17 protein-coding genes are annotated in these 20,540 nt (G+C 60.7%); 1 reads left to right on the forward strand and 16 read right to left on the reverse strand.

The window, feature by feature from the left end:
• Positions 1–2 precede the first annotated feature (2 nt).
• The 6 genes from lysS to VI215_09475 all read right to left on the reverse strand — a co-directional run bounded on the left by lysS (position 3) and on the right by VI215_09475 (position 8,253).
• Entirely contained in the window at positions 3–1,475 is a 1,473-nt protein-coding gene (gene lysS / locus VI215_09450; protein ID HEY6192532.1) for a lysine--tRNA ligase, read from the reverse strand.
• Positions 1,476–1,607: 132 nt separating this feature from the next.
• Positions 1,608–3,776 carry a hypothetical protein gene (locus VI215_09455; protein HEY6192533.1) on the reverse strand — a complete coding sequence of 723 codons (2,169 nt, stop codon included), beginning with the start codon at positions 3,774–3,776 and terminating at the stop codon, positions 1,608–1,610.
• Between the two features lie 8 nt (positions 3,777–3,784).
• Positions 3,785–6,028: a S9 family peptidase gene (locus VI215_09460; protein HEY6192534.1), complete on the reverse strand. Its 2,244-nt coding sequence runs from the start codon at positions 6,026–6,028 to the stop codon at positions 3,785–3,787.
• Between the two features lie 36 nt (positions 6,029–6,064).
• On the reverse strand, positions 6,065–7,879 hold the full coding sequence (locus tag VI215_09465) for a M14 family metallopeptidase (protein ID HEY6192535.1): 1,815 nt from the start codon (positions 7,877–7,879) through the stop codon (positions 6,065–6,067).
• Between the two features lie 7 nt (positions 7,880–7,886).
• Entirely contained in the window at positions 7,887–8,024 is a 138-nt protein-coding gene (locus VI215_09470) for a hypothetical protein (GenBank protein ID HEY6192536.1), read from the reverse strand.
• A 10-nt stretch (positions 8,025–8,034) separates the two neighbouring features.
• A complete protein-coding gene (locus VI215_09475; GenBank protein HEY6192537.1) occupies positions 8,035–8,253 on the reverse strand; it encodes a PspC domain-containing protein in 219 nt (72 codons plus the stop codon).
• A gap of 117 nt (positions 8,254–8,370) precedes the next feature.
• Between VI215_09475 and VI215_09480 the strand changes: the two genes are divergently transcribed.
• Positions 8,371–9,618, forward strand: a complete 1,248-nt coding sequence (locus tag VI215_09480) for an acetate kinase (protein ID HEY6192538.1) — start codon at positions 8,371–8,373, stop codon at positions 9,616–9,618.
• A 14-nt stretch (positions 9,619–9,632) separates the two neighbouring features.
• Here the strand turns inward: VI215_09480 and VI215_09485 are convergent, their stop codons facing one another.
• The 10 genes from VI215_09485 to mtnA all read right to left on the reverse strand — a co-directional run bounded on the left by VI215_09485 (position 9,633) and on the right by mtnA (position 20,538).
• Positions 9,633–10,364, reverse strand: a complete 732-nt coding sequence (locus VI215_09485; protein HEY6192539.1) for a pseudouridine synthase — start codon at positions 10,362–10,364, stop codon at positions 9,633–9,635.
• A 92-nt stretch (positions 10,365–10,456) separates the two neighbouring features.
• Complete coding sequence (scpB, locus tag VI215_09490; GenBank protein ID HEY6192540.1) at positions 10,457–11,200, reverse strand: SMC-Scp complex subunit ScpB; 744 nt, start codon at positions 11,198–11,200, stop codon at positions 10,457–10,459.
• Complete coding sequence (locus VI215_09495; protein HEY6192541.1) at positions 11,200–11,925, reverse strand: segregation/condensation protein A; 726 nt, start codon at positions 11,923–11,925, stop codon at positions 11,200–11,202. The genes scpB and VI215_09495 overlap by 1 nt, the downstream gene beginning before the upstream one ends.
• A 188-nt stretch (positions 11,926–12,113) precedes the next feature.
• On the reverse strand, positions 12,114–13,094 hold the full coding sequence (gene trpS, locus VI215_09500; GenBank protein ID HEY6192542.1) for a tryptophan--tRNA ligase: 981 nt from the start codon (positions 13,092–13,094) through the stop codon (positions 12,114–12,116).
• 55 nt (positions 13,095–13,149) lie between these two features.
• Positions 13,150–13,653, reverse strand: a complete 504-nt coding sequence (locus VI215_09505) for an HNH endonuclease (protein ID HEY6192543.1) — start codon at positions 13,651–13,653, stop codon at positions 13,150–13,152.
• A 272-nt stretch (positions 13,654–13,925) separates the two neighbouring features.
• Positions 13,926–15,377, reverse strand: a complete 1,452-nt coding sequence (locus tag VI215_09510) for a pitrilysin family protein (GenBank protein ID HEY6192544.1) — start codon at positions 15,375–15,377, stop codon at positions 13,926–13,928.
• 7 nt (positions 15,378–15,384) lie between these two features.
• Positions 15,385–16,734, reverse strand: a complete 1,350-nt coding sequence (locus VI215_09515) for a pitrilysin family protein (GenBank protein ID HEY6192545.1) — start codon at positions 16,732–16,734, stop codon at positions 15,385–15,387.
• Positions 16,735–17,065: 331 nt separating this feature from the next.
• Positions 17,066–18,595 carry a Do family serine endopeptidase gene (locus tag VI215_09520; GenBank protein HEY6192546.1) on the reverse strand — a complete coding sequence of 510 codons (1,530 nt, stop codon included), beginning with the start codon at positions 18,593–18,595 and terminating at the stop codon, positions 17,066–17,068.
• A gap of 102 nt (positions 18,596–18,697) precedes the next feature.
• Entirely contained in the window at positions 18,698–19,489 is a 792-nt protein-coding gene (gene recO, locus VI215_09525; protein HEY6192547.1) for a DNA repair protein RecO, read from the reverse strand.
• Positions 19,486–20,538 (reverse strand): S-methyl-5-thioribose-1-phosphate isomerase, encoded by a 1,053-nt coding sequence (mtnA, locus tag VI215_09530; GenBank protein ID HEY6192548.1) that lies wholly within the window; start codon positions 20,536–20,538, stop codon positions 19,486–19,488. Before mtnA ends, recO begins: the two co-directional genes overlap by 4 nt.
• Positions 20,539–20,540 lie beyond the last annotated feature (2 nt).

Below are 20,540 nucleotides of genomic sequence, written 5' to 3' on the forward strand. Positions count from 1 at the left end.
TCTCAATGTTCGGGTTTCATCTGCGGAAAAAAAATGACGTCACGGATCGAATCCTGATCGGTGAAAAGCATGGTGAGACGGTCGATGCCGATCCCGAGCCCCGCCGCGGGAGGCATCCCGTATTCGAGCGCCCGGAGAAAATCCTCGTCGAGCACCTGGGCTTCTTCGTCCCCCCGCGCGCGCAGTTTCATCTGCTCTTCGAAGCGCGACCGCTGGTCGACCGGGTCGTTCAGTTCGCTGAACGCGTTGCACAGCTCGCGGCCGTTGACGATGACCTCGAAGCGCTCGACCAGCCCCGGCTCGGCGCGGTGACGCTTGGCGAGCGGAGACATCTCGACGGGGTAGTCCGTGACGAAGGTCGGCTGGATCAGCTTCGGCTCCACAAATTCGCCGAAGATCCCGTCGATGACCGCTCCCGTTCCCGCGCCGGCAGGGAGATCCAGGCCGAGCCCGCGGGCGAGCTTCAGCAGTTCCGCTTCGTCTTTTCCGCGGATCTGTTTGCCGGTGTGCTCTTCAATCGCGTCGTACATGCTCACCCGCTTCCAGGGCGGAGTAAAATCGATCTCCCTCCCCCCCACCTTCCACCGGGTCGAACCGTTCGTCTCGACGGCGGCGGTGCCGATCAGCTCTTCCACCAGGCCCATCATCCAGTGGTAGTCCTCATACGCGACGTAGAGTTCCAGCATCGTGAATTCCGGGTTATGGTTCTTGTCCATCCCTTCATTCCGGAAATCCTTCGCGAACTCGTAGACTCCGTCATACCCCCCCACCACGAGGCGTTTCAGGTAGAGCTCGTCCGCGATCCGGAGGTACAACTGGATATCGAGCGTGTTGTGGTGGGTGACGAACGGGCGTGCGAACGCCCCGCCGTAAACGGGCTGAAGAACGGGCGTCTCGACTTCCAGATAACCCCTGGCGTCGAGAAACTTGCGCATCGAGGAGAGGATCCTGGCCCTCTTAATGAACACCTCCCTCACCCCGGGGTTGACCAGAAGGTCGACATAGCGCTGGCGGTACCGGAGCTCCTTGTCGGCAAACGGGTCGAACACCGTGCGCTCGCCCTGTTCATCCACTTTTTCCTTCACCACCGGGAGCGGCCTCAGCGACTTCGAAAGAAGTTCGAACCGGCCGGCGTGCAGCGATATCTCGCCCGTCCTCGTGCGGAATGGATACCCGTCCACCCCGATGATATCGCCGAGATCGAGAAGGCGGAAGGCGTCGTACGGCTCGCCGAGCTCGTCGCGCTTCAGATAGATTTGGATTTTTCCCTTCGAGTCCTGAATATGGCAGAACGAAGCTTTCCCCATACGCCGGATCGAGACGATGCGGCCCGCGGCCGACACCGTACGATGGGGAGCATCGTCGGAGAAACTCTCGATGATGTCTCTGGAGAAGGCCGTTCTCTTGAAGAGGTACGGATAAGGGTTGATACCCCGGCGCCGGAGCTCTTCAAGCTCTTCGCGCCGGCGAACCATCAACTCATTGAGATCTTCGAGAGGAGACTGCTCGGGAGAGGCTGGCTGCTGCTTAGAATCCACTCACTGACCGTCTATCGAATCAAATCGTTTATTGAATAGTATACCGAAAACGGGGTAAAGAAGCAAGGTTTAGCGGATCAGCAGCAGCTTTTTCGACGCGAAGAAGACTTCCCCGGGCCCCCGGGACTCATCCACCACGCGCAACTGGTAGAAGTAGACTCCGCTCGGCCGGTTGCCGGCGTCCCACGACGCCGTATAGGTCCCGGGATACTTTCGTTCGTTGACCAGGACCGAGATCTCCTCGCCGGCGAGATCATAAATACGCAGGTTGACGAACGCCGGACCGGAAGCGAGTCCGGAACCCGGGGAGCCGGCTCCGATCTGATACCGGATCTCCGTTTTCGGATTGAACGGGTTCGGATAATTCTGGGAGAGCCGTGTCTCTACGGGAAGAGCCCCTGTATGAAGCACGGAGCTTACCGTGGGAGAGACCACCGGCCGGACGCTCCTGTAGACCGTGCCCCGGTAGGTTCCCGCCAGAACCCGGTTGTCCGCATCCTGAAAAAGAGAAAGCACAAAATGCTGCTCAAGCCCGCTGTCTCCGGCGGCGGACCAGGTCGCTCCCTCATCCGAAGATCTGTAGATGCCGCCGTTCGTTCCCGCGAGCAGCGCCTGCGCGCCGGAGGGGAGAAGCGTGTAGACGTACCCGTTCACGAAACTCGCGTTCACCCATGTCGCCCCCTCGTCGGTTGAGCGGAATACTCCTCCGTAGACGCCCGCAAAGAGATGGCCGACGCTGTTCACGGCCAGAGTCTGGATGTCATTGCGGATCAACCCGCGGCTCGCCCACGTCGTTCCGCCGTCCGCCGACTCATAGACGCCGTCCCGGGCGGTCCCCGCGTAGAGTGCGCCTCCGGGCGCGGATGTGAGATAGAAAACCTTTGAGGCCGAGAGTCCCGAAGGAACCCAGGTCGCGCCGCTGTCGGCGGACCGGTAGACGCCGAATCCGGTGCCGGCAAAGACGTTCCCGTCCGGCGTTGTCGCGACGGAGTATGCAGAACCGCTGAAGGGTGTCAGGTTCAGCCAGCTCGCCCCCTCGTCGGTGGTCCTGGAAACTCCGCGCTCGCTCCCGGCGTAGATCGATCCGCCTCCCGGTGCGATGGAATAGATATAATCCCCGGTCACATCCGCGGGCAACTGCGTCCATCCCACGCCGTTCGGGGCGGACTTGAACACGCCGCTCCCGAGCGTTCCGGTGAGGAGCGTTCCTGAAGGCGCGGCTGCGATCGTGAAAACATCTTTGCCCCGTATGTCGGAACCGGTCCAGCTGGCTCCGTCGTCCTGCGACTGCTGTGTGCCCGCCGCCTCGCTCGAAAGGAGAGTGGTATCCGTGCCGATCAATACCAGCGTCGTGAAGACCCTCCCGGCGGGACTGACGAGATCCCACACGCCGGAACTATTGTCCCGCCTGTAGGCGGCCCCGTCGGCGAGCGCCCAGAGTTCTCCGGAACTCCGGGCGGCCACGCACGTGATCAGATGGTTCGACAGCCCGAGCCCCCTCCACGAACCTCCGTTATCCGTCGATTCGAAGATGCCCCCGAACGTATTGAGCGGCGGAGTGGGGCTCGGGATCGTTCCCACCAGAATCGTGCCGGGCAGCGTCACATTGATGGTGCTCACCGGGTAGGTGGAGAGAGATTTTCCCCACGATTGCCCTTCGTCGGCCGACACATAGACTCCGCCCGCCCTGCTCCCGACGACAAGGTTGTTGGAGTGGTCGACCGCCGTGACAATATCGAGGTCGGCGGCGAAGGAAGGGGCGGAGAGGAACGACTGGGAAGGCCCGACCGGGATCCACGAGGAGCCGGTCCATCGCACGATGTCCCTGTTGCCATACGGATCGACTCCGAACACGACGCCCGAATCGCTGATCATCAGCGCCTGAATGAATCTGAAGCTTGTCGCGAGTATCCGGGTCCAGTCGTTCGGCACGCCGTTCCAGGAAAACAGCTGGTAGCGGGCTCCGACATCGGGATCGGAGAGACGGGTCGCCACACGATCGCCGTTGACCGCCAGTTGCAGGATCGTCGTCGACGAAGGGAACGCGAGAATCGATTGGAAGGAGATTCCCCGGTCCGCGGACTCGTAAATCACCCCCCGGTGGTTTGTCGCGAACAACCGCCCCGTCGACGAGTACATGATCGTGTCATAGCCGGACGCGCCGGAGAGGTCCTGCCAGGTGAGCGGCTGTCCGAAACAGTTGCCGGCAACCGCAAGAACAACTATCAGGCGCCGCATCATCCGTTTCAAAGCTTTTCGAGAAGATAGTCGGTGATTTTCGTGAAGAGCTGGGCCCGCACCTTGCCGGTGCCGATCCCGTGGAATCCGCCGGGATAGAAGGCTGTCTCAAATTGCTTCCCTTCCTGGATGAAGGCGTTCACCATGCTGACGGTGTTCTGCCAGTGCACGTTGTCGTCCGCGGTCCCGTGAATTTCCAGGAGATTTCCCGTCAGCTTCCCGGCATGAGAGAGCGGCGCGCTTTCCTCGTATCCGTCGGGATTCTCCCGGGGAGTGAGCATATACCGTTCCGTGTAGATCGAATCGTAGAACTTCCAGTGCGTGACCGGGGCGACCGATACGCCGGTTTTGAAGACACCCGAACCGCTCAGCATCGACATCAGCGTCATATATCCGCCGTAGCTCCAGCCCCAGATCCCGATCCTCGCGCCGTCCACGTAAGGAAGCGCCGCGAGGTACTTCGCCCCCTCGATCTGGTCGTGGGTTTCCCACTTCCCGAGATGTTTGTAGGTCACGCTCTTGAATTCCTTCCCGCGGGCGCCCGTACCCCGGTTATCGACACTGGCGATGACGTACCCCTTTTGGGCGAGTATCTGATACCAGAGGAAGTTCTGGCCCCCCCAGCTGTTCCGGACGGTCTGCGATCCGGGACCTCCGTAGACGTACATCAGCACCGGATACTTCTTCGCGGGATCGAAATCGAGAGGCTTGATCATCCAGCCGTTCAGCTCGACGCCGTCGCTCGTCCGGAAGGTGAAGAACGTCTGCGGGCTGATGCGAAAGTCGTTGAGAGCGCCGACCTTGCCGTCGTCGACGACGCGCAACAGCGAGCCGTCGCTCTTCCGCAGGCTCAACCGCGCCGGGGTGTTGACATCGGTGAACGTGTGGAGAAAGACGGAGCAACCGGGGGCAAAATTCGCCGAGCTGCTTCCGTCCTCCTTGGTGATTCTCCTGAAGCCCTTCCCGTCCAGCCCCACGGCATAGACTTCGCGGTTCAGCGGGGAGACGACGGCGGCCGTGAAGAACAGGGTGCCCGATGCCTCGTCCACCCCGTTCAGCCGCTCGACATCCCAGTGCCCCTGCGTGATCTGCCGGATCAATTTCCCGTGCAGGTCATAGAGATAGAGATGTTCGAACCCGTCCCGTTCCGACGGCCAGATGAATTGGTCCGATTTCTTCAGGAACGTGACGTCGTCGCTGATGTCGATCCAGGTGCTCTCGATCTCGGTCAGGATCACCCGGGAGCTGCCGGTCGCGGCGTTCACCAGTGCAAGCTCCAATTTGTTCTGGTGCCGGTTGAGCCGTTCCACCGCCAGGAGCGCCGGGTTATTGGTCCAGAGGATGCGCGGGATGTAGGTATCCTGCGTCGTGTCGAGCGGGGCGCCGATATCGGCCCAGGCGGTTTTTTTCGTATCCAGGTCGACGATGCCGATCCTCACGATGCCGTTCGGATCTCCCGCTTTGGGATACCGCATCCTGTTGACCGCCGAATGGAGCGGAATGAAGTTGACGATGGAGAATTCCGGTTCGCGGGTCTCATCGATCTGCCAGTAGGCGATATGCTTCCCGTCGGGCGACCACTGCCAGCCGTTGATCAGTCCGAATTCCTCCTCGTAGACCCAGTCGAAATGGCCGTTCAGGACATGCTCGCCCCCGTCGGAGGTCAGCTGTGTCTCCGTGTCGTCGTCGAGGCGGTGGACAACAAGATTGTTCCCGCGCACGAACCCGATCATCGATCCGTCGGGCGAAAACCTCACGTTCAGCTGCTCCTCCGGGCTGTCCGTGAGCTGCCGGAACTTCCTGCTCCCCAGGTCGTAGAGGAAAAAGTTCCCCCCCGTTTTAAGGCTTCGGGCCGTGAGGGTCCCGGTAAACAAGACCCTCCCCCCATCCGGAGACCAGGTGTAATTCTGAACGGAAAAGGGCTTGTCCCCTTTCTTGAGCACCAGGGCGCCCGCATCGACCAGCTTCGTCTTCTTCCCCGAGCCGACGTCGGCCCTCCAGATATCGGTCTGCTTCGCCGAGGTATCGGTTTCGAGATAGGAATACGCCTTCCCCTTCTCGATCCATTGAAACCCTCGGATGCCCTTCGGGCTGAATTTTCCCTTGACAAACACATCTTCGATCGTAAAATCCTTCGTCTTCTGCGGGGGCGAAGATTTCGATTCCTGGCCCCGGCCGCAGGCGATCATGACCGCCAGGGTGATCAGGAGGCGGCAGGCCCTTGTGGACGGAATTCGGAAAAAACTATTCATCGGGTGGTCCTTTCTGGAGAACGTGGTTTCGGGAAATCAAAAACGGAATGGTTCGGTCTGGAGGGGCACGTCCGACATCAGGCGCGCCACGGGGTAGCTGTTCACCTGGGGATCCCAGTAAGGGGATCGTTGATAAAAGAAATTCAAACGCGCCCCCGGGCTGTGGGCGAACGCGGTGTCTGCGGCCAGTCTCGTCTCAAATTCCTTCTTCAGGTTCGGATCCTTCGCGAGCATCTCCGAGGCGAGCGGTTCCATGACATAGTTTTCCGCGTATTCCTTCTGCTCAAAGATCGCGTCGAAGAATCCCCATGCGGCAAATGCGTCCGGGGCTTCCGGTTCGAGGGCGTTCAGCGCCACCCGCGCCGCACGCTGGTTGAGCCGGACAACCGCAGTTCCCGCGGGATAGGCTCTCCGCTCCTTCACGTTCTCGACGGAATAGGTCACGGGATGGCGGCCCTCGAACGGAGCCTGCTGCCAGTGCGCGTGCGAAAAGCGGTACGTTTCGACCTCCACCTCGATGGGGACGGTCAATCTCTCGATCCGCACCCCGTGCATGTCGAGCCGGTCAAGCACCTCGGTCCATTGCTGCGGAATGAGATACGCCCGGGGCGGAACGACGGTTTTGGTGACGATCGAGCTGTCGAACCGGGGGATATCCGCCTCGAACGGCTCGTGTGTGTACCGGATCTTCTCTCCGCCCGAGATCGTGCTCTTTTCGTTCTTCTGCTTGTATCCGAGAAAGTGCACCGTGGCGTTGGGCTTGTCGGCCATGCTGAATTGGAGGGGGTACGGTTGGCGGAAGCCCTCCTCCGCCTCGGAGTCTGCGCTCGAGACCGCGCGCCGGAGCTCGCGGTACTGCTGGCCCACGCGCTCGATGGTGGCTTCGAGCGCCGCTCGGGTGGCTTCGACCCGGGTCTTGTAATCCTTGAGCATGTGCGTCTCGATGAGGAGCCCGGGCCTGTTCTGCAACGGCGTGTACGACGTTGAAAATCGCGGGGGGGTCACGGATCCGAGAATTCCCAGCAACGGGTCCGTATCGTCCTTCAGGAAAATATACGGGATGACGGAAACCCCGGCGGAGGTGAGCTTCGACTCGAGAAATGGTATGTAGCCCCGGGTGATCCAGGCGCGGACGGGCGCCGCCACATTCTCATGCGTCTCGATCGAATAGGTGAACACGTGCTGGAAATCGGCCCCGTCCGTCACGTGGCAGTCCACGAAAAAATCGGGCAACCAGGAGGTATAGACCTTCAGCCACGCCCGCGTCTCCGGCGCATCGGCTTTGAGGTAGTCGCGGTTGAGGTTGAGATTTTGCGCGGTGACACGCCATCCCATCTCCTCGGGGCCGTTCTGATTGATCCGGTTGAAGGGTCCGAACCTCTCGTGGCCGTCGACGTTATAAACCGGTATCACGAGCAGGATCACATGGTCGAGGAGCGACGCTTTCGATTTTGTAATTGCCATGTCCCGCAGGAGCATCAGGCAGGCGTCCTTGCCGTCGATCTCGCCGGCATGAATGCCGTTCTGGATCATGACGACCGCTTTGCCGCTGCGGCGGGCGGATGCGGGATCGAACGCCCCGTCGCTCGACGCGATGACAAGCTGGAGGCTTCTTCCCTCGGGGGTCCGGCCGAAGCTGTCGACTCTGATCCATCCGGAGGCGGCCTGTAACCGTCTGCAGTACTCGATCGTCTCCGCATACCGGGGGGTCTTCTTGAAGCCGCTCAGTTCGTACGCGGTGAGCCACTCTTGAGGAACCGCCTGGGAGGCGAGAGGCGCGCTCTGCACCAGCAGGACGAGAGAGATGAGAAGGCCGCGGAATGATTGGCGCAGAGGGCCGGCCGGGATCACAGGGAGATCATAGAAAGTGGACCGCGAGAACGATGAGGAGAGCCATAACGGCGACAAGGAAGCAAAATGCCACGACCTTCGAAGCAAACCAGAGAATCTTGAACGGAAGCCAGACCGGGAGGGTGATAATCTTCAGAAATGTCATCATCAGGGAGTCACGCTCCGGGGCGGCTCTCCGCCTGTTCCTGCTTGCGCGGAGGTACGATCCACCAGGCGATGATGTACGCGAGCACGAACGGGATTATTCCGGTCACCACCCCGGCGATCACCGCGATCAGGCGGATGATCGTCGGATCGGTGTCGGTCATCTCGCCGATCCCGCCGCAAATCCCGGCGAGTTTCTTGTTCGTATCCGAACGGTACAGGCGCTTCATGGGGGAGGAAATATGAGCGGATCAATATACGAACATCCCCCCGGATATTCAAATCCGCCCCCGCAGCTCTCCCTCCCGGTTCTCCCACGGAAAAGGGAAAATTCGTATCTTCCCGCTATGAACATACTTGTCCTCAATTGCGGCTCTTCTTCGGTGAAGTTCCAGGTCATTCAGACCGACCTCGAATCGATCGAGCGGGGCACCGACCGGCGGCTCGCGGGCGGGTCCGTCGAGCGGGTCGGAAGCCAGTCGCTCATCACGCTCGAGTCAGAAGGGCATCCCAAACTGAGGCAAACGGCCCCCCTGCGCGATCACCGGGCGGCCCTCGATTATGTGCTTCGCTGGGTCATCTCGCCGGCCTCCGCGATCGCCGATATCCATTCGCTCGCCGATCTGCACGCCGTCGGGCACCGCGTGGTCCACGGCGGCGAACGGTTCACGATGTCCGTCCTGATCGACGAGGATGTGATGGGAAAGATCGAAGAGAGCATCGAGCTCGCCCCGCTGCATAACCCCGCAAACCTCAAGGGTATTACCGCGGCGCGCGAGCTTCTCGGCCCGGGAATCCCCCAGGTGGCGATTTTCGACACCGCATTCCATTCAACGATGCCCGAATCGGCGTATCTCTACGCGATTCCGTATCAGCTCTACCGGCGGCACCGGATCAGGCGGTACGGGTTCCACGGAACCTCGCACCGTTATGTCGCGTTCCGCTACCGCCAGCTCACCGTCCGGCAGCGGGAAGAAACAAACCTCGTCACGCTCCACCTCGGCAACGGCTGCTCGGCCTGCGCGATCAAGGGGGGCGAGTCCGTCGACACGTCGATGGGGCTCACACCCCTCGAGGGGCTGGTGATGGGCACGCGTTGCGGAGACCTCGACCCCTCCGTGCTCGAGTTCATCCACCACAAGGAGGGGATGTCGCTTTCGGAAATCGACACGATGCTCAACAAGCAGTCGGGGCTCCTGGGCGTTTCGGGATTGACGAACGACATGCGCGAGCTTCTCGACGAGGAGCGCGAAAAAAAGGATCGCCGTGCGAGACTGGCGATCGAGATGTTCTGCGCGAGGGTCAAGAAATATATCGGCGCTTACCTGGCCGGGATGAACGGCGCGGATGCGATCATCTTTACGGGAGGGATCGGTGAAAACAGCCCCGCGATCCGGGAGCGGATCTGTGCGGGGCTCTCATGGCTGGGGGTGGAGCTCGACCATCAGAAGAATTCGACGATGACGAACGGGAAAGAGGGGGAGATCACCTCGCCGGGCGCCCGGCTCAAAGCGTTCGTCATACCCACGAACGAGGAACTCCTGATCGCCAGGGATACGCTCCGGACCGTAGAGGGCGCGCCCAAGCGCTGGTAAGAACCCAGCGGGAATCAGACGGTGAGAGTCTCCTTGATTCCGGCGGACTCCTGAATACGGCGCACTTCGGATTTCCGCAGGTACCTCCACTCCCCCCGCTTCAGCCCCTCATAGGTAATGCCCCCGTACCCCACCCGGTCCAGTTTTTCAATCTGGTAACCGAGCGCCTCGAACATCCTGTGGACCTGCCTGTTCTTTCCCTCATGGATGATGATGCCCACGACCATGTTCTTGCTCTTTGGAAGAACGTGCAATTCCGCGGGAGCGGTTTTCCCTTCGGAGAGGCGAATCCCCTCCGCAAGCCGCCGGATGTGCTCGGGCTTGACCGGCTCGGTGAGTGTCACTTTGTACGCCTTGTCCACGAGGTTTTTGGGGTGCATCAGGGCGTTTGCAAATTCCCCGTCGTTCGTCAGAATGAGAACCCCGGTGGTATTCCGATCGAGCCGCCCGACGGGGAAGACCCTCTCCTTCGTCCGAACGTACTTCAAGACCGTGGGCCTGTCCCGCTCGTCACTCATCGTGGTAATGCAATCCCTGGGTTTGTTGAGCACCACGTAGACAGGTTCGTCGAGAATCAACACCTGTTTCCCGTCGGCGAACACCTGGTCCTTGCCGGGGTCGATCTTGAGGCCCAGGACCGTCGCGACGGTTCCGTTCACCGAGACCCTCCCTTCGGTGATCATCTGATCCGCCTTGCGGCGCGAGACGATTCCGGCGGCGGAGAGATATTTATTGAGGCGCATCATGACCGGAGCTCAGCGTGAGAGATGATCGGGTGGGCCAACCTGGAAGAAGGGGAAAGCGGGCAACCGGCGCGTCCGCGCGAGGGACGGGCGTTTCAGGGAGAAAGATTCTGATCGGCCGGGGGCGGCTGACCTTCGGCGCCCGGATCGGGTGGGATTTCCTGGAGCTCCCCGTTTTCCCCGACGACGGTTTTTCCGAGCTGTTCCTCGATTTCTTCTTCGGTCTTCCCCATCCGCTTCAGGAGTTCGCGTTCCATCTCGAAGCCCTGGTCCGCCATTATTTCCTCGATCTCGCGGGGCTTCGGCAATTCGGACAAGTCGTTGAGTCCGAAGTGCTTCAGGAAATCCGAAGTCGTGCCGTAGAGAAGGGGGCGGCCCGCCGTGGCGGCGCGCCCGACGATCGTGATCAGACCGCGCTCCATCAGGCGCTGGATCGCATAGTCCGCATTGACGCCCCGGATCGCCTCGATCTCGGGTTTTGTGACGGGCTGCTTGTAGGCGATCACCGACATCGTCTCCAGCGTCGCCTGGGAGAGCTTCCGCTTCGCCTTCTCCTTCACCATGCGGCCGAGCCAATCGGCAAACTCGGGCATCGTCGCGAACTGGTAGCCGCCCGCAACCTGGATGATGCGGAAGGCGCGTCCGGCGCGGACGTACTCCGAGTTGAGGTCTCGGACGACCGACAGCACCTCATCCTCCTTCATCCGCAAACGGGGGCCCGCCTGGTCCGGAGCGCCGAGGATCTCAATAATCTGCCGGGCCGTCAGCGGTTCATCCGACGCGAAAATAAGGGCTTCGACAATATGCCGCCTGCTCTCGGGGGCCTGGGTCTGTTCCATCAGCGTGCCTGCGTCTCCACTCTCGAGATGATGAAATCGTCTTCGTAGTTCGCCGGGGCGAGCTCGATCAACCGGTTCTTGACCATTTCCAGCATCGCCATGATCGTCACGATGATCCTGAGCTTTTCAGTCATGTGCTGGACGAGCTCGAAGAAGGTGACCTGTTCGCGGATGCGGAACACGTCCGCGATGTAGCTCATCTGCTCGTCGATCGTCACGTTGAATAATTCAACATCATGATAAACCTTTTTGGGAGCAGTGTCAAGGACTTTCTTGAACGCCGCTATCAGGTTGAACATCGTGATGCTCTTCAAACTCTCCTCCTGGTCCTCGAGCGCGACATGCCGGGGATCGGAATGGAATCCCTGGCGGTAATACAATTTCACCGATTCGCTCTCGAGGGTTGAAAGGACGGCGCTGGCTTCCTTGAAGCGCTTGTATTCGAGGAGCCTCCGGACGAGCTCGGCGCGCGGATCAACTTCGTCCTCCTCGCCGGGGAGGCTCGGGAGGAGCATCCTCACCTTGATCTGCATCAGCTCCGCGGCCATCACGATGAAATCACCCGCCACTTCAAGGTCGAGGACCTGCATGTAATGGAGGTATTCGAGAAACTCCTTGGTGATCCTGGAGATGGGAATGTCGTAGATGTCCAGCTCATCCCGCTTGATGAAAAAGAGGAGGAGGTCCAGCGGCCCTTCGAATTCCTGTAGTTTTACCCTATACATGCGTATCTCAAGGTAAAAAATTCCCTCTCAAAAAACCAATACGGCAGGGTTTCGGAAGCGAATCATTGTTCTCGTTCCGCCGCTCTGCGGCGGAATGCATAGCGGGGCGCTCCGCGCCCCCGGCCGCGGAGCGGCCGTATAACCCGTTCCCGCGCAGAGCGTGGGAACGAGGCGCGTACAAGGAAACACTACCCGAGCTTCATTGCCGCGCGGGTTTCTTCCATCGTCTGCACGGCAACCTTTTTCGCGCGCGCTTCCCCGTCATGGAGAATCTCCCCCACCTCGTCCATATGCGCCTCGTAGTACGCCCTCCGCTCCCGCAGGGGGGCCAGGGCTTCGATGATGTGATTGGAGGCGTTCGCCTTGCAATCGACGCAGCCCAGCGCCCCGCTCCGGCACCCGGAGGCGATCTCGGGAACTTCCGCCTGGCTGTACTTCTGGTGGTAGGAGTAGACGAGACAGACTTCGGGCCTGCCGGGATCCCCTTTGCGGACTTTCAGCGGGTCCGTCACGGCCTTCTTCATTTTTTTCGCGATCTCCGCGGGCGGATCGGAAAGGAGAATCGTATTGCCGAGCGACTTGCTCATTCGCCTGCCGTCGAGGCCCGGGAGGCGGGCGAATTTCGTGATCCTCCCCTCCGGTTCGGGGAAGACCGCTCCATACTGCGCGTTGAACCGGCGGGCGATCTCTCTCGTGATCTCGAGGTGCGGGAGCTGATCTTCGCCGACGGGCACAAGATCCCCCTTGTAGAGGAGAATGTCCGCCGCCTGCAGGACCGGGTAGCCGAGATGTCCGTAGCTGACGCTCTCGATGTCAAGGTCGCGCACCTGTTCCTTGACCGTCGGGTTCCGCTCCAGCCGCGCCGCGGTGATGAGCATCGAGAAGAGCAGATGGAGCTCTGTGTGTTCCTTGATCTGCGACTGCCGGAACATCGGGCTCTTCTTCGGGTCGATCCCGGCAGAGAGCCAGTCGATGAGCATGTCGATGGAATTCTGATAGAGGAGGGACGTGTCGAGGCTGGTCGTCAGGGCGTGGTAATCGGCGATCAGGTGGTAATTTTCGTACTCACCCTGAAGGCTCACCCAGTTTTCCAGCGCGCCGGCAAGATGGCCGAGATGCAGCTTGCCTGTCGGGCGCATGCCGCTTAGAATTCGCTTCCTGGCCGGCAATACATTCCTGAGGTTGGTGCAAACCCGGCGGCTGGACGATCACCCATCCGGGGGGTTAGTTCATGAAGAGATAGGGTTTCCAGCGCTCGTCGACCGTGCCGACGAAATGCCGGATGAAGGTGACATGGTTCGGTTTCATCGGCTTCCGCAACAACTTCATATGAGCGTCCTCGAGCGTCCTGTTCCCCTTCCGGTTGTTGCAATCCACGCACGCGGTCACGAGGTTCTCCCAGGTGTCCTCCCCGAGCTTCGCTTTCGGGATGATGTGATCCACGGTGAGGGCGACGTCGTGGCATCCGCAGTACTGGCAGCGGTGCCCGTCGCGGCGCAGGATGTTCTTCCGGGAAAGAATGATTTTCTTGTACGGCACGTGAATATAGACGCTCAGGCGGACGATGCTTGGAAACGGCAGGGACATGGAGATGGAGCGGATTCGACGCTCCTCATGCGCCTCTATGAGCTCCGCTTTCCCGAGAAAGAGAAGGATGATCGCCTTCTTGGCGTTGCATACGCTCATCGGCTCGTAGTTCTGATTGAGCACGAGAACCTTGCTGCTCAACTTTCCGTTTGTACCCGGTACGTAATGAGAACTGAAGGCTCGGATCCCTCCTTACGGCATGGCTTTATGGTTGTTGGCGGACATCACTACCTGCTAAAAATATAAAATAAAATCCGATAGTTGTCAACATTACGTTGTCAGGCGGATTGTCTCAAATTCCCCCTGGTTGTCATCCTGAGGGAGCGTAGCGACTGAAGGATCTGGCTTTTTGGCGCCCGAACGGACGGAGATCCTTCGCTGCGCTCAGGATGACAAAGCGAGACAGAACCCCTCTAGGGAAGCGGCTTCCCGTCCGGGTCGCACATGACGACGTCGCCCAGTTTCAGGGCCGTGACGCTTGCCTTGATCTTGGCGAGATCACCCACCACGACGACCGCCATACGGGAGGTGTCGAGGTATTCCTTCGCAACCCGCTGCACCCCTTCGAGGTTTACCCCTTCGATGTTCACCAGGTAATTGGTGTAGTAATCCTCGGGCAAGCCGTAGAGGACGATGTTCTGGAGCGCGCCGGCGATCTGCGCCGGGGTCTCAAAGGCCAGCGCGAAATTTCCGACCATCCCCTTTTTCGCGTACGCCAGCTCCTCCGGGCTCATCCCCTTTTCGCGCATGAGGTTGAGCTCCGCAAGGAATTCGATCAGCGAGCTGTCGGTCTTCTCCGTGACGATGCCGCCCTGCGCGACGAACGGTCCGACCCCTTTTTGAAACCTGAAGCTGGTGAAGGCGCCGTACGTATAGCCGTGCTTTTCGCGGAGGTTCAGATTCACCCGGCTGGTAAACTGGCCGCCCAGCATCCGGTTCATGACCGACACCGGGAAATAGTCGGGCGTGCTGCGGGCGAGCGCGGGATACCCGATGCGGACCTCCGACTGCGGGGCGCCGGGCTTGTCGACGAGGTAGACGCGCATCCGGTCCGGAGCCTTCGGAGCCGGGACCGAAAAGGAGGCGACTTCCGCCGGGGCCCAATTCGCAAAGTCTTCGTTCAGCTTCGGCACGATCATCGCGAGCGTGACGTCGCCCACGACGATCAGCGTCGCGTTGTTCGGCCGGTAGTAGGTCGTGTAGAACTTCTGCAGGTCGGCGGTGGTCATCGCTTTTACCGACGACTCCGTTCCCGAGGCGTTGTGGCCGTAGGGATGCTCCGATCCGTAGAGCACGAACGAGAACGCGTTGTTGGCGATCGCGGGCGGCTGGTCGCGCTGCTGGATCAGGGAGGTGAGACGCTGCTTTTGCAGCCGGAGAAACTCCTTCCCCGGAAATGTCGGGTTCGCCACGACGTCGGTAAAGACCGAAAGCGCCTTGTCGAGGTGCTTCGTCAACGTGCTCAGGGTGACGAACGAGGCGTCCACTCCCGCATTGGTGTTGAACGACGCGCCGATCGCATCGATTTCCTCCGAGATCTGAAGGGTCGTCCGGGTCTTCGTTCCTTCGTCGAGCAGGTCGGCCGCCATCGAGGCGATCCCTGGCTGGCCCGCCGGATCGTGGTCGGCGCCCGCCTGTATGACGAGATTCATCGCGACCACCGGCAGCTCGTGCTGTTCGACGAGCCAGACCTTGAGGCCGTTCTTCAGCGTCGCTTTCTGAATCTCGGGGAGCTGGATCCTGGATGCGGGCCTTCCGGCGGGGCGTTTCGTCCGGTCGAGGTCCGTACGCGCGCCGGCGGGCGCGGCGGCCATCCCGGCCAGTAGAACTGCGAGCATGCTCATTCCAACGATAGAGTTCGTCATGGTTTCCTCACTCCCCCTTCCCTGCCGCCAGCTCGGGCTTCCCGAGCGGGACAACGCTCAGGACCATCCGCGGCTGCGTCAGATATTTGTTGGCGACGGTTCGCACTTCCTCCGGAGTGATCCCCTGATAGAGTTTCATCTGTGTGTTGATGTTCGCGGGGTCGCCCGTGAACGAGTAGAACCTTGCGAGGCTTGTCGCCTTTCCGAGAACCGTCGCGGCTCCGTTCACGACCTGCACCTCGGCCGAAGCGACCGCCTTGTCGATTTCCTGTTGTGTGACGCCGCCGCCGGAGAGCAAGTATTTGAGGACTGAATCGACGACCGTTTCAACCTCGGTCAGGTTTCTTCCCGGCTTTGCCGTCACCTCGATCTGGAAAATCCCCGCGATCTCCAGCCCCTGCTCTCCGGCGCTGGAAGATTGCGCGATCTGCCTGTCGTACTGAAGCGGTTTGAAGAGCCGGGAATTCTTTCCCCTGCCCATGATTTGTCCCAGCACCGTCATCACCGCGCCCTCCCGCGTGTTGAGCGGCAGCGTGTGCCACGTCAAATAGAGCCTGGGCAACTGCACCTTGTCCTCGGTGGTCATCGTTTTCGAGGCGGCGAGACTGACCGGAACCGTCTGCGGCCGGTCGAAACTTTTCCCGGCCGGTATGGAGGCGAAGTATTTTTCCACCAGCGGCTTCGATTCCGCCGGCGTCACGTCACCGGAGATGACCAGGCATGCGTTGTTCGGCGCGTAGTAGGTCCTGAAGAACTGGTGGACGTCCTCGAGGGAGGCGGCGCTTAAATCCTCCATCGAGCCGATCACCGGCCAATTGTACGGATGAGTTTCCGGAAACATGGCGGCGGCGATCTTTTCGTCCGCGGTCCCGTACGGGACGTTGTCGACGCTCTGGCGCCGCTCATTTTTCACGACTTCGCGCTGGTTGTCCAGCTTCGACTGCGTCACCGCCGGGAGGAGAAATCCCATCCGGTCCGATTCGAGGTAGAGGGCAAGCTCGAGCTCGTTGCTCGGAACCACCTCGAAGTACGTCGTGGCGTCCTCCGTCGTGAATCCGTTGATGTTCGCTCCGATTTCCTGGAGGAGCTTGAAGTGTTCGCCGTCCTGGACATGCTCGGACCCCTTGAACATCATGTGCTCGAACAGGTGCGCGAATCCGGTTCGCTTCACCTTTTCGTTCTTCGAGCCGACGTGGTACATCACCACGACCGCGGCGACGGGCGCGGAATGGTCCTCGTGGAGAAGGACGGTCAGGCCGTTCTCGAGCTTGTACTGCTCGAACTTGATATCGATCTGCCCGATGGCCGTTGTAGTCATAAACATAACGATCAGTGCGCCATAATTGAAAGTCTTCATTGGAGTTCTCACTCCCCTCGGGAATTGGGAATTGGGTGACGTGGTCTGGCCTGAATCTACGAATTTATGAATCGAGATGCAAAATTCGGTAGCGCCGCAGTTTCACCTTCTCTCGTCATCCCGGCATGTTTTAGGTCGGGATCTTTATAAAAGAGTTGAAAGTTGCTGACCAGGAGCATGTCAGCATGACGAGGTGGAGGGACGATCGCCAAATTGAGACACCATCCGAAATTCGCGCTTGCCGGTAGCCGCAGCCTTCAGGCTGCGGGAAACAGAAAGCCCCATCCGCGCTGTACGAGAATGGGGCTCTGAATTCGCTCACCGCCCGGGGTCAACCGCCGAGTTGCACGGCGACGAACGCCATCTGGCCCCGGCTGTTTTTTACGCGCAGCAGGACGGCATCGCCCTGTTTGCGCTTCTCGACGACGTCTCTCAGATCTTTCGGCGAATAGATTTCTTTTTTGTCCGCCTCGAGGATGACGTCGCCTTCATGGATGCCCCGTTCGAACGCTTCGCCGAACGCTTCCACGTGAGTTACCACGACGCCCCGGTCGACCGACATCTCCTTCTTCTCGTCGGAGTCGAGCGAACGAACCGTCACGCCGAGCTTGTCCAGGCTCATCCCCTTTGAACTGGTTTCCCGTTCCGTTTCACGGTCCGCCTTGCCGACTTCCGTATCCCTGGCCGCCAGCTTCTCGTCCTTGCGCGAGCGGAGCGTCACCCGTTTCTCCGTCGTCTTCCCGTCCCGGAACACCTTCAACGTCACCTCGTCCCCCGGGTGTTTGCGGGCGATGTACGTCTGCAGCTCGTTCGGGGCGTTCACCTCTCTCGCATCCACCGAGAGAATGACATCGCGTTCTTTGATGCCGGCGGATTGCGCCGCCCCGTCCTCGACGAGCGTCTGGACGATCACTCCCTGGGCCTTCTCCATGCCCAGCGCTTTCGCGGTCTTGTCGTCCACCGTCCCGATCGTCACGCCGATATACCCCCGCCGGACTTTCCCGTTCTTGATGATATCCTCCGCCACATAGCGCGCGAGGTTGATCGGAATGGCGAAGCCGTAACCCTGATAGCGTCCGTTCGTCGTGGCGATCGCCGTGTTGATCCCGATGACTTCGCCGCTCAGGTTCACCAGAGGCCCGCCGCTGTTGCCGGGGTTGATTGCCGCGTCGGTCTGGATAAAGTTCTCGATGCCGTAGTCGTCGCTGATGATGCGGATGCTCCGGCCGAGCGCGCTCACGATTCCCGCGGTCACCGTGCCCTGGAGTTGAAGCGGATTGCCGATCGCCAGAACCCACTCGCCGATCTGGAGCTCGTCGGAGTTTCCGAACGCGGCGGCGGTCATCTCCCTGGCGTCGACCTTGATGACGGCGAGATCGGTGGAAGGATCTGTTCCGATGATTTTCGCCTTCATCTCGTGGCGGTCGTTCATGTAGACTTCGACGCGATTCTCATCCGCCCCCTCGACGACATGATTATTTGTCAGGATGTATCCATCCGCACTGATGATGACCCCGGATCCCGCCCCCTGCTGGGGCTCCGGCTCGGGCGCCTTGGAATCGGGCCCGAAGAAGTGGAAGAACTCGTTGAGGTCTCCGTCCCCCCCTTTTTTCGCCTTGGTGGTCACGGTGATCGCCACGACGGTGGGGGAAACAGCCTTGCTCACATCTATAAATGCTTTGCTGAATGCTTTGGCGTCGACATCGACATGCTTGATCGGAGTGCGCCCCCCGAGTTTGACCTGCGGATCGCCCGCGAAGCCGGGCTCCACGCCCCCCTTGAAGCTGGAGACGAGCACCACACCGAAAACGATCCCGATAAAGATCAGGAATATTGCCGCCAGGATTGATTTGCGAGACATAGGAACCTTACTCCTCGATTGAATTATTGAAGTGATCGGACATTACTATTATACTGTCCTCCCGCGGCGAATGTTTCAACACCGCAGGCAGGCATGGGGAGATCATATTGCACGGTCCAGAATTCTTGAAAACACTTTGTCCGACTTCAGAGGACGGAGTCCGTGGACGTGATACCGCAGGTACATGCCCATAAATTCCCGAATCTGCTCTGAGGTCTCCGGATCGAACTCCATCCCGGAGGCCTCCGTTGCGGTTGAGATTCCGGAGAGGCGTTCGAGCGCACGCAACACTCCCCGCTCCAGAAGAACGGTCTGTCCGGCTTCGGGAGAACAGCTCTTGCAGGCGGGCCCTCCTTTTTCGAGATCGAACCGTACCGGATCATGGCCGTCATCGCTCCCGGGCAGGGACTTGCCGCAGGTTGCGCACCGGCCGAAGCCCGGCTGGAAGCCAAGGATCCCGGCCAGGCGCACCTCGTACCAGTAGAACACGCCCGCGGGGTTTTTAGTTGCAGCATCGACTGCGGCGAGCGAGCCGGTCAACAACGAAAAGAGCGGTCCGTTCTCCTCTTCTTCCCGGGTGAGGAGCGAGATCAGCTCGATGATTGCCATGCCGGCGGACATCTTCTCGAGGTCGTCATGGAGCCGGGGATACGAACGGATCAGGTCGCATTCGGCGAGCGTCTGCAAATCCCTCCCCTCTTTTCTGTAGACGACGATCATGTCGTGGGCCATGAGTTCAAGGGAGGCGCCGTATTTGCTCTTCGGCCGGCGCGCCCCTTTGACAATCGTCGCGAGCCGTCCGAACCGCGCGGTGTAGAACGTGACGATCTTGCTCGTCTCGCGATACGGCATCGTTCTGAGGACGACCGCTTCGGTTTTTTCGATGGTGCTCACCCGTTCCTCCCGGCCGCGGCGGAAGGGAGCTTGTGAAAATCGTAGGGAGAAGTGTGGATTCCCGTTTCCGTGACGATCCCTGCGATCAACGATGCGGGCGTCACATCGAACGCCGGCGAATAGACGCGCACGCCCGGCGGGGCGGTGCGCCTCCCGAAACTTTCGACGACTTCTTCCGCGGCCCTTTCCTCGATCGGGATCAGCGCGCCGGATTCGAGGGCCGGGTCGATCGTCGTGGTGGGCGCGGCGACATAGAACGGGATGCCGTGATAGTTCGCAGCGACCGCAAGCGCGTAGGTTCCGACCTTATTGGCCGCATCGCCGTTCGCCGCGATCCGGTCGGCGCCGACGATCACGAGGTCCACATGCATCCGGCTCATGACGAAGGAGGCGGACCCGTCGGTAATGAGAGTCACCTCGATCCCTTCGCGCATCAGCTCCCACGAGGTGAGCCGGGCGCCCTGGAGGAGGGGGCGTGTCTCTGTCGCATACACCCTGACAGATTTCCCGAGCCGGCGGGCGGTCGTGATCACGCTCTGGGCGGTGCCCGACCCGCCGGTGGCGAGCGCGCCGGTGTTGCAGTGGGTCAGGATGGTCGCGCGGCCGGGGACGAGCGAAGCGCCGTGTTCCCCGATGAGGCGGCACATTGTCTCGTCTTCGCGGTGGATCTTGAGAGCTTCTTCCACAAGGAGGGATCTGGCGCGTTCCGGGGAGCCCGCTTCCCGCAGGATCGCGCGCATCCGGTCGAGGGCGCGGAACAGATTCACGGCGGTCGGGCGGGTCGAGGCGAGTTCGTCGCCCGCCCGGTGGACGTCGCGAACGAAGAGTTCCATCGAAGCGCTTCCGGAGTCGGCTCCGGATTCGAGCGCGGCGAGCGCCAGCCCGTAGGCCGCCGCGATGCCGATGGCCGGGGCGCCGCGGATCTTCAGCGTGCGTATCGCATCGGCGACGACGCGGTAGTCGGCTGTATCGACGTAGCGTTCCTCGAGGGGCAGCTTCGTCTGATCAATCAACCGGAGACGGTCGCCGAGCCATTCAACCGACTTCATGC

This window comes from Bacteroidota bacterium (assembly GCA_036522515.1).
Classification (GTDB): domain Bacteria; phylum Bacteroidota; class Ignavibacteria; order UBA10030; family SZUA-254; genus VBOC01.

Bases quoted from the DNA above. Each gene is read 5' to 3' on its own strand.
- lysS (HEY6192532.1), bottom strand. From the start codon at position 1,475: ATGGTTCGCCGGCGCGAAGAGCTTGAAGAGCTCCGGCGCCGGGGTATC.
- VI215_09455 (HEY6192533.1), bottom strand. From the start codon at position 3,776: ATGCGGCGCCTGATAGTTGTTCTTGCGGTTGCCGGCAACTGTTTCGGA.
- VI215_09460 (HEY6192534.1), bottom strand. From the start codon at position 6,028: ATGAATAGTTTTTTCCGAATTCCGTCCACAAGGGCCTGCCGCCTCCTG.
- VI215_09470 (HEY6192536.1), bottom strand. From the start codon at position 8,024: ATGACATTTCTGAAGATTATCACCCTCCCGGTCTGGCTTCCGTTCAAG.
- VI215_09475 (HEY6192537.1), bottom strand. From the start codon at position 8,253: ATGAAGCGCCTGTACCGTTCGGATACGAACAAGAAACTCGCCGGGATT.
- VI215_09480 (HEY6192538.1), top strand. From the start codon at position 8,371: ATGAACATACTTGTCCTCAATTGCGGCTCTTCTTCGGTGAAGTTCCAG.
- VI215_09485 (HEY6192539.1), bottom strand. From the start codon at position 10,364: ATGATGCGCCTCAATAAATATCTCTCCGCCGCCGGAATCGTCTCGCGC.
- scpB (HEY6192540.1), bottom strand. From the start codon at position 11,200: ATGGAACAGACCCAGGCCCCCGAGAGCAGGCGGCATATTGTCGAAGCC.
- VI215_09495 (HEY6192541.1), bottom strand. From the start codon at position 11,925: ATGTATAGGGTAAAACTACAGGAATTCGAAGGGCCGCTGGACCTCCTC.
- VI215_09510 (HEY6192544.1), bottom strand. From the start codon at position 15,377: ATGACGAACTCTATCGTTGGAATGAGCATGCTCGCAGTTCTACTGGCC.
- VI215_09515 (HEY6192545.1), bottom strand. From the start codon at position 16,734: ATGAAGACTTTCAATTATGGCGCACTGATCGTTATGTTTATGACTACA.
- VI215_09520 (HEY6192546.1), bottom strand. From the start codon at position 18,595: ATGTCTCGCAAATCAATCCTGGCGGCAATATTCCTGATCTTTATCGGG.
- mtnA (HEY6192548.1), bottom strand. From the start codon at position 20,538: ATGAAGTCGGTTGAATGGCTCGGCGACCGTCTCCGGTTGATTGATCAG.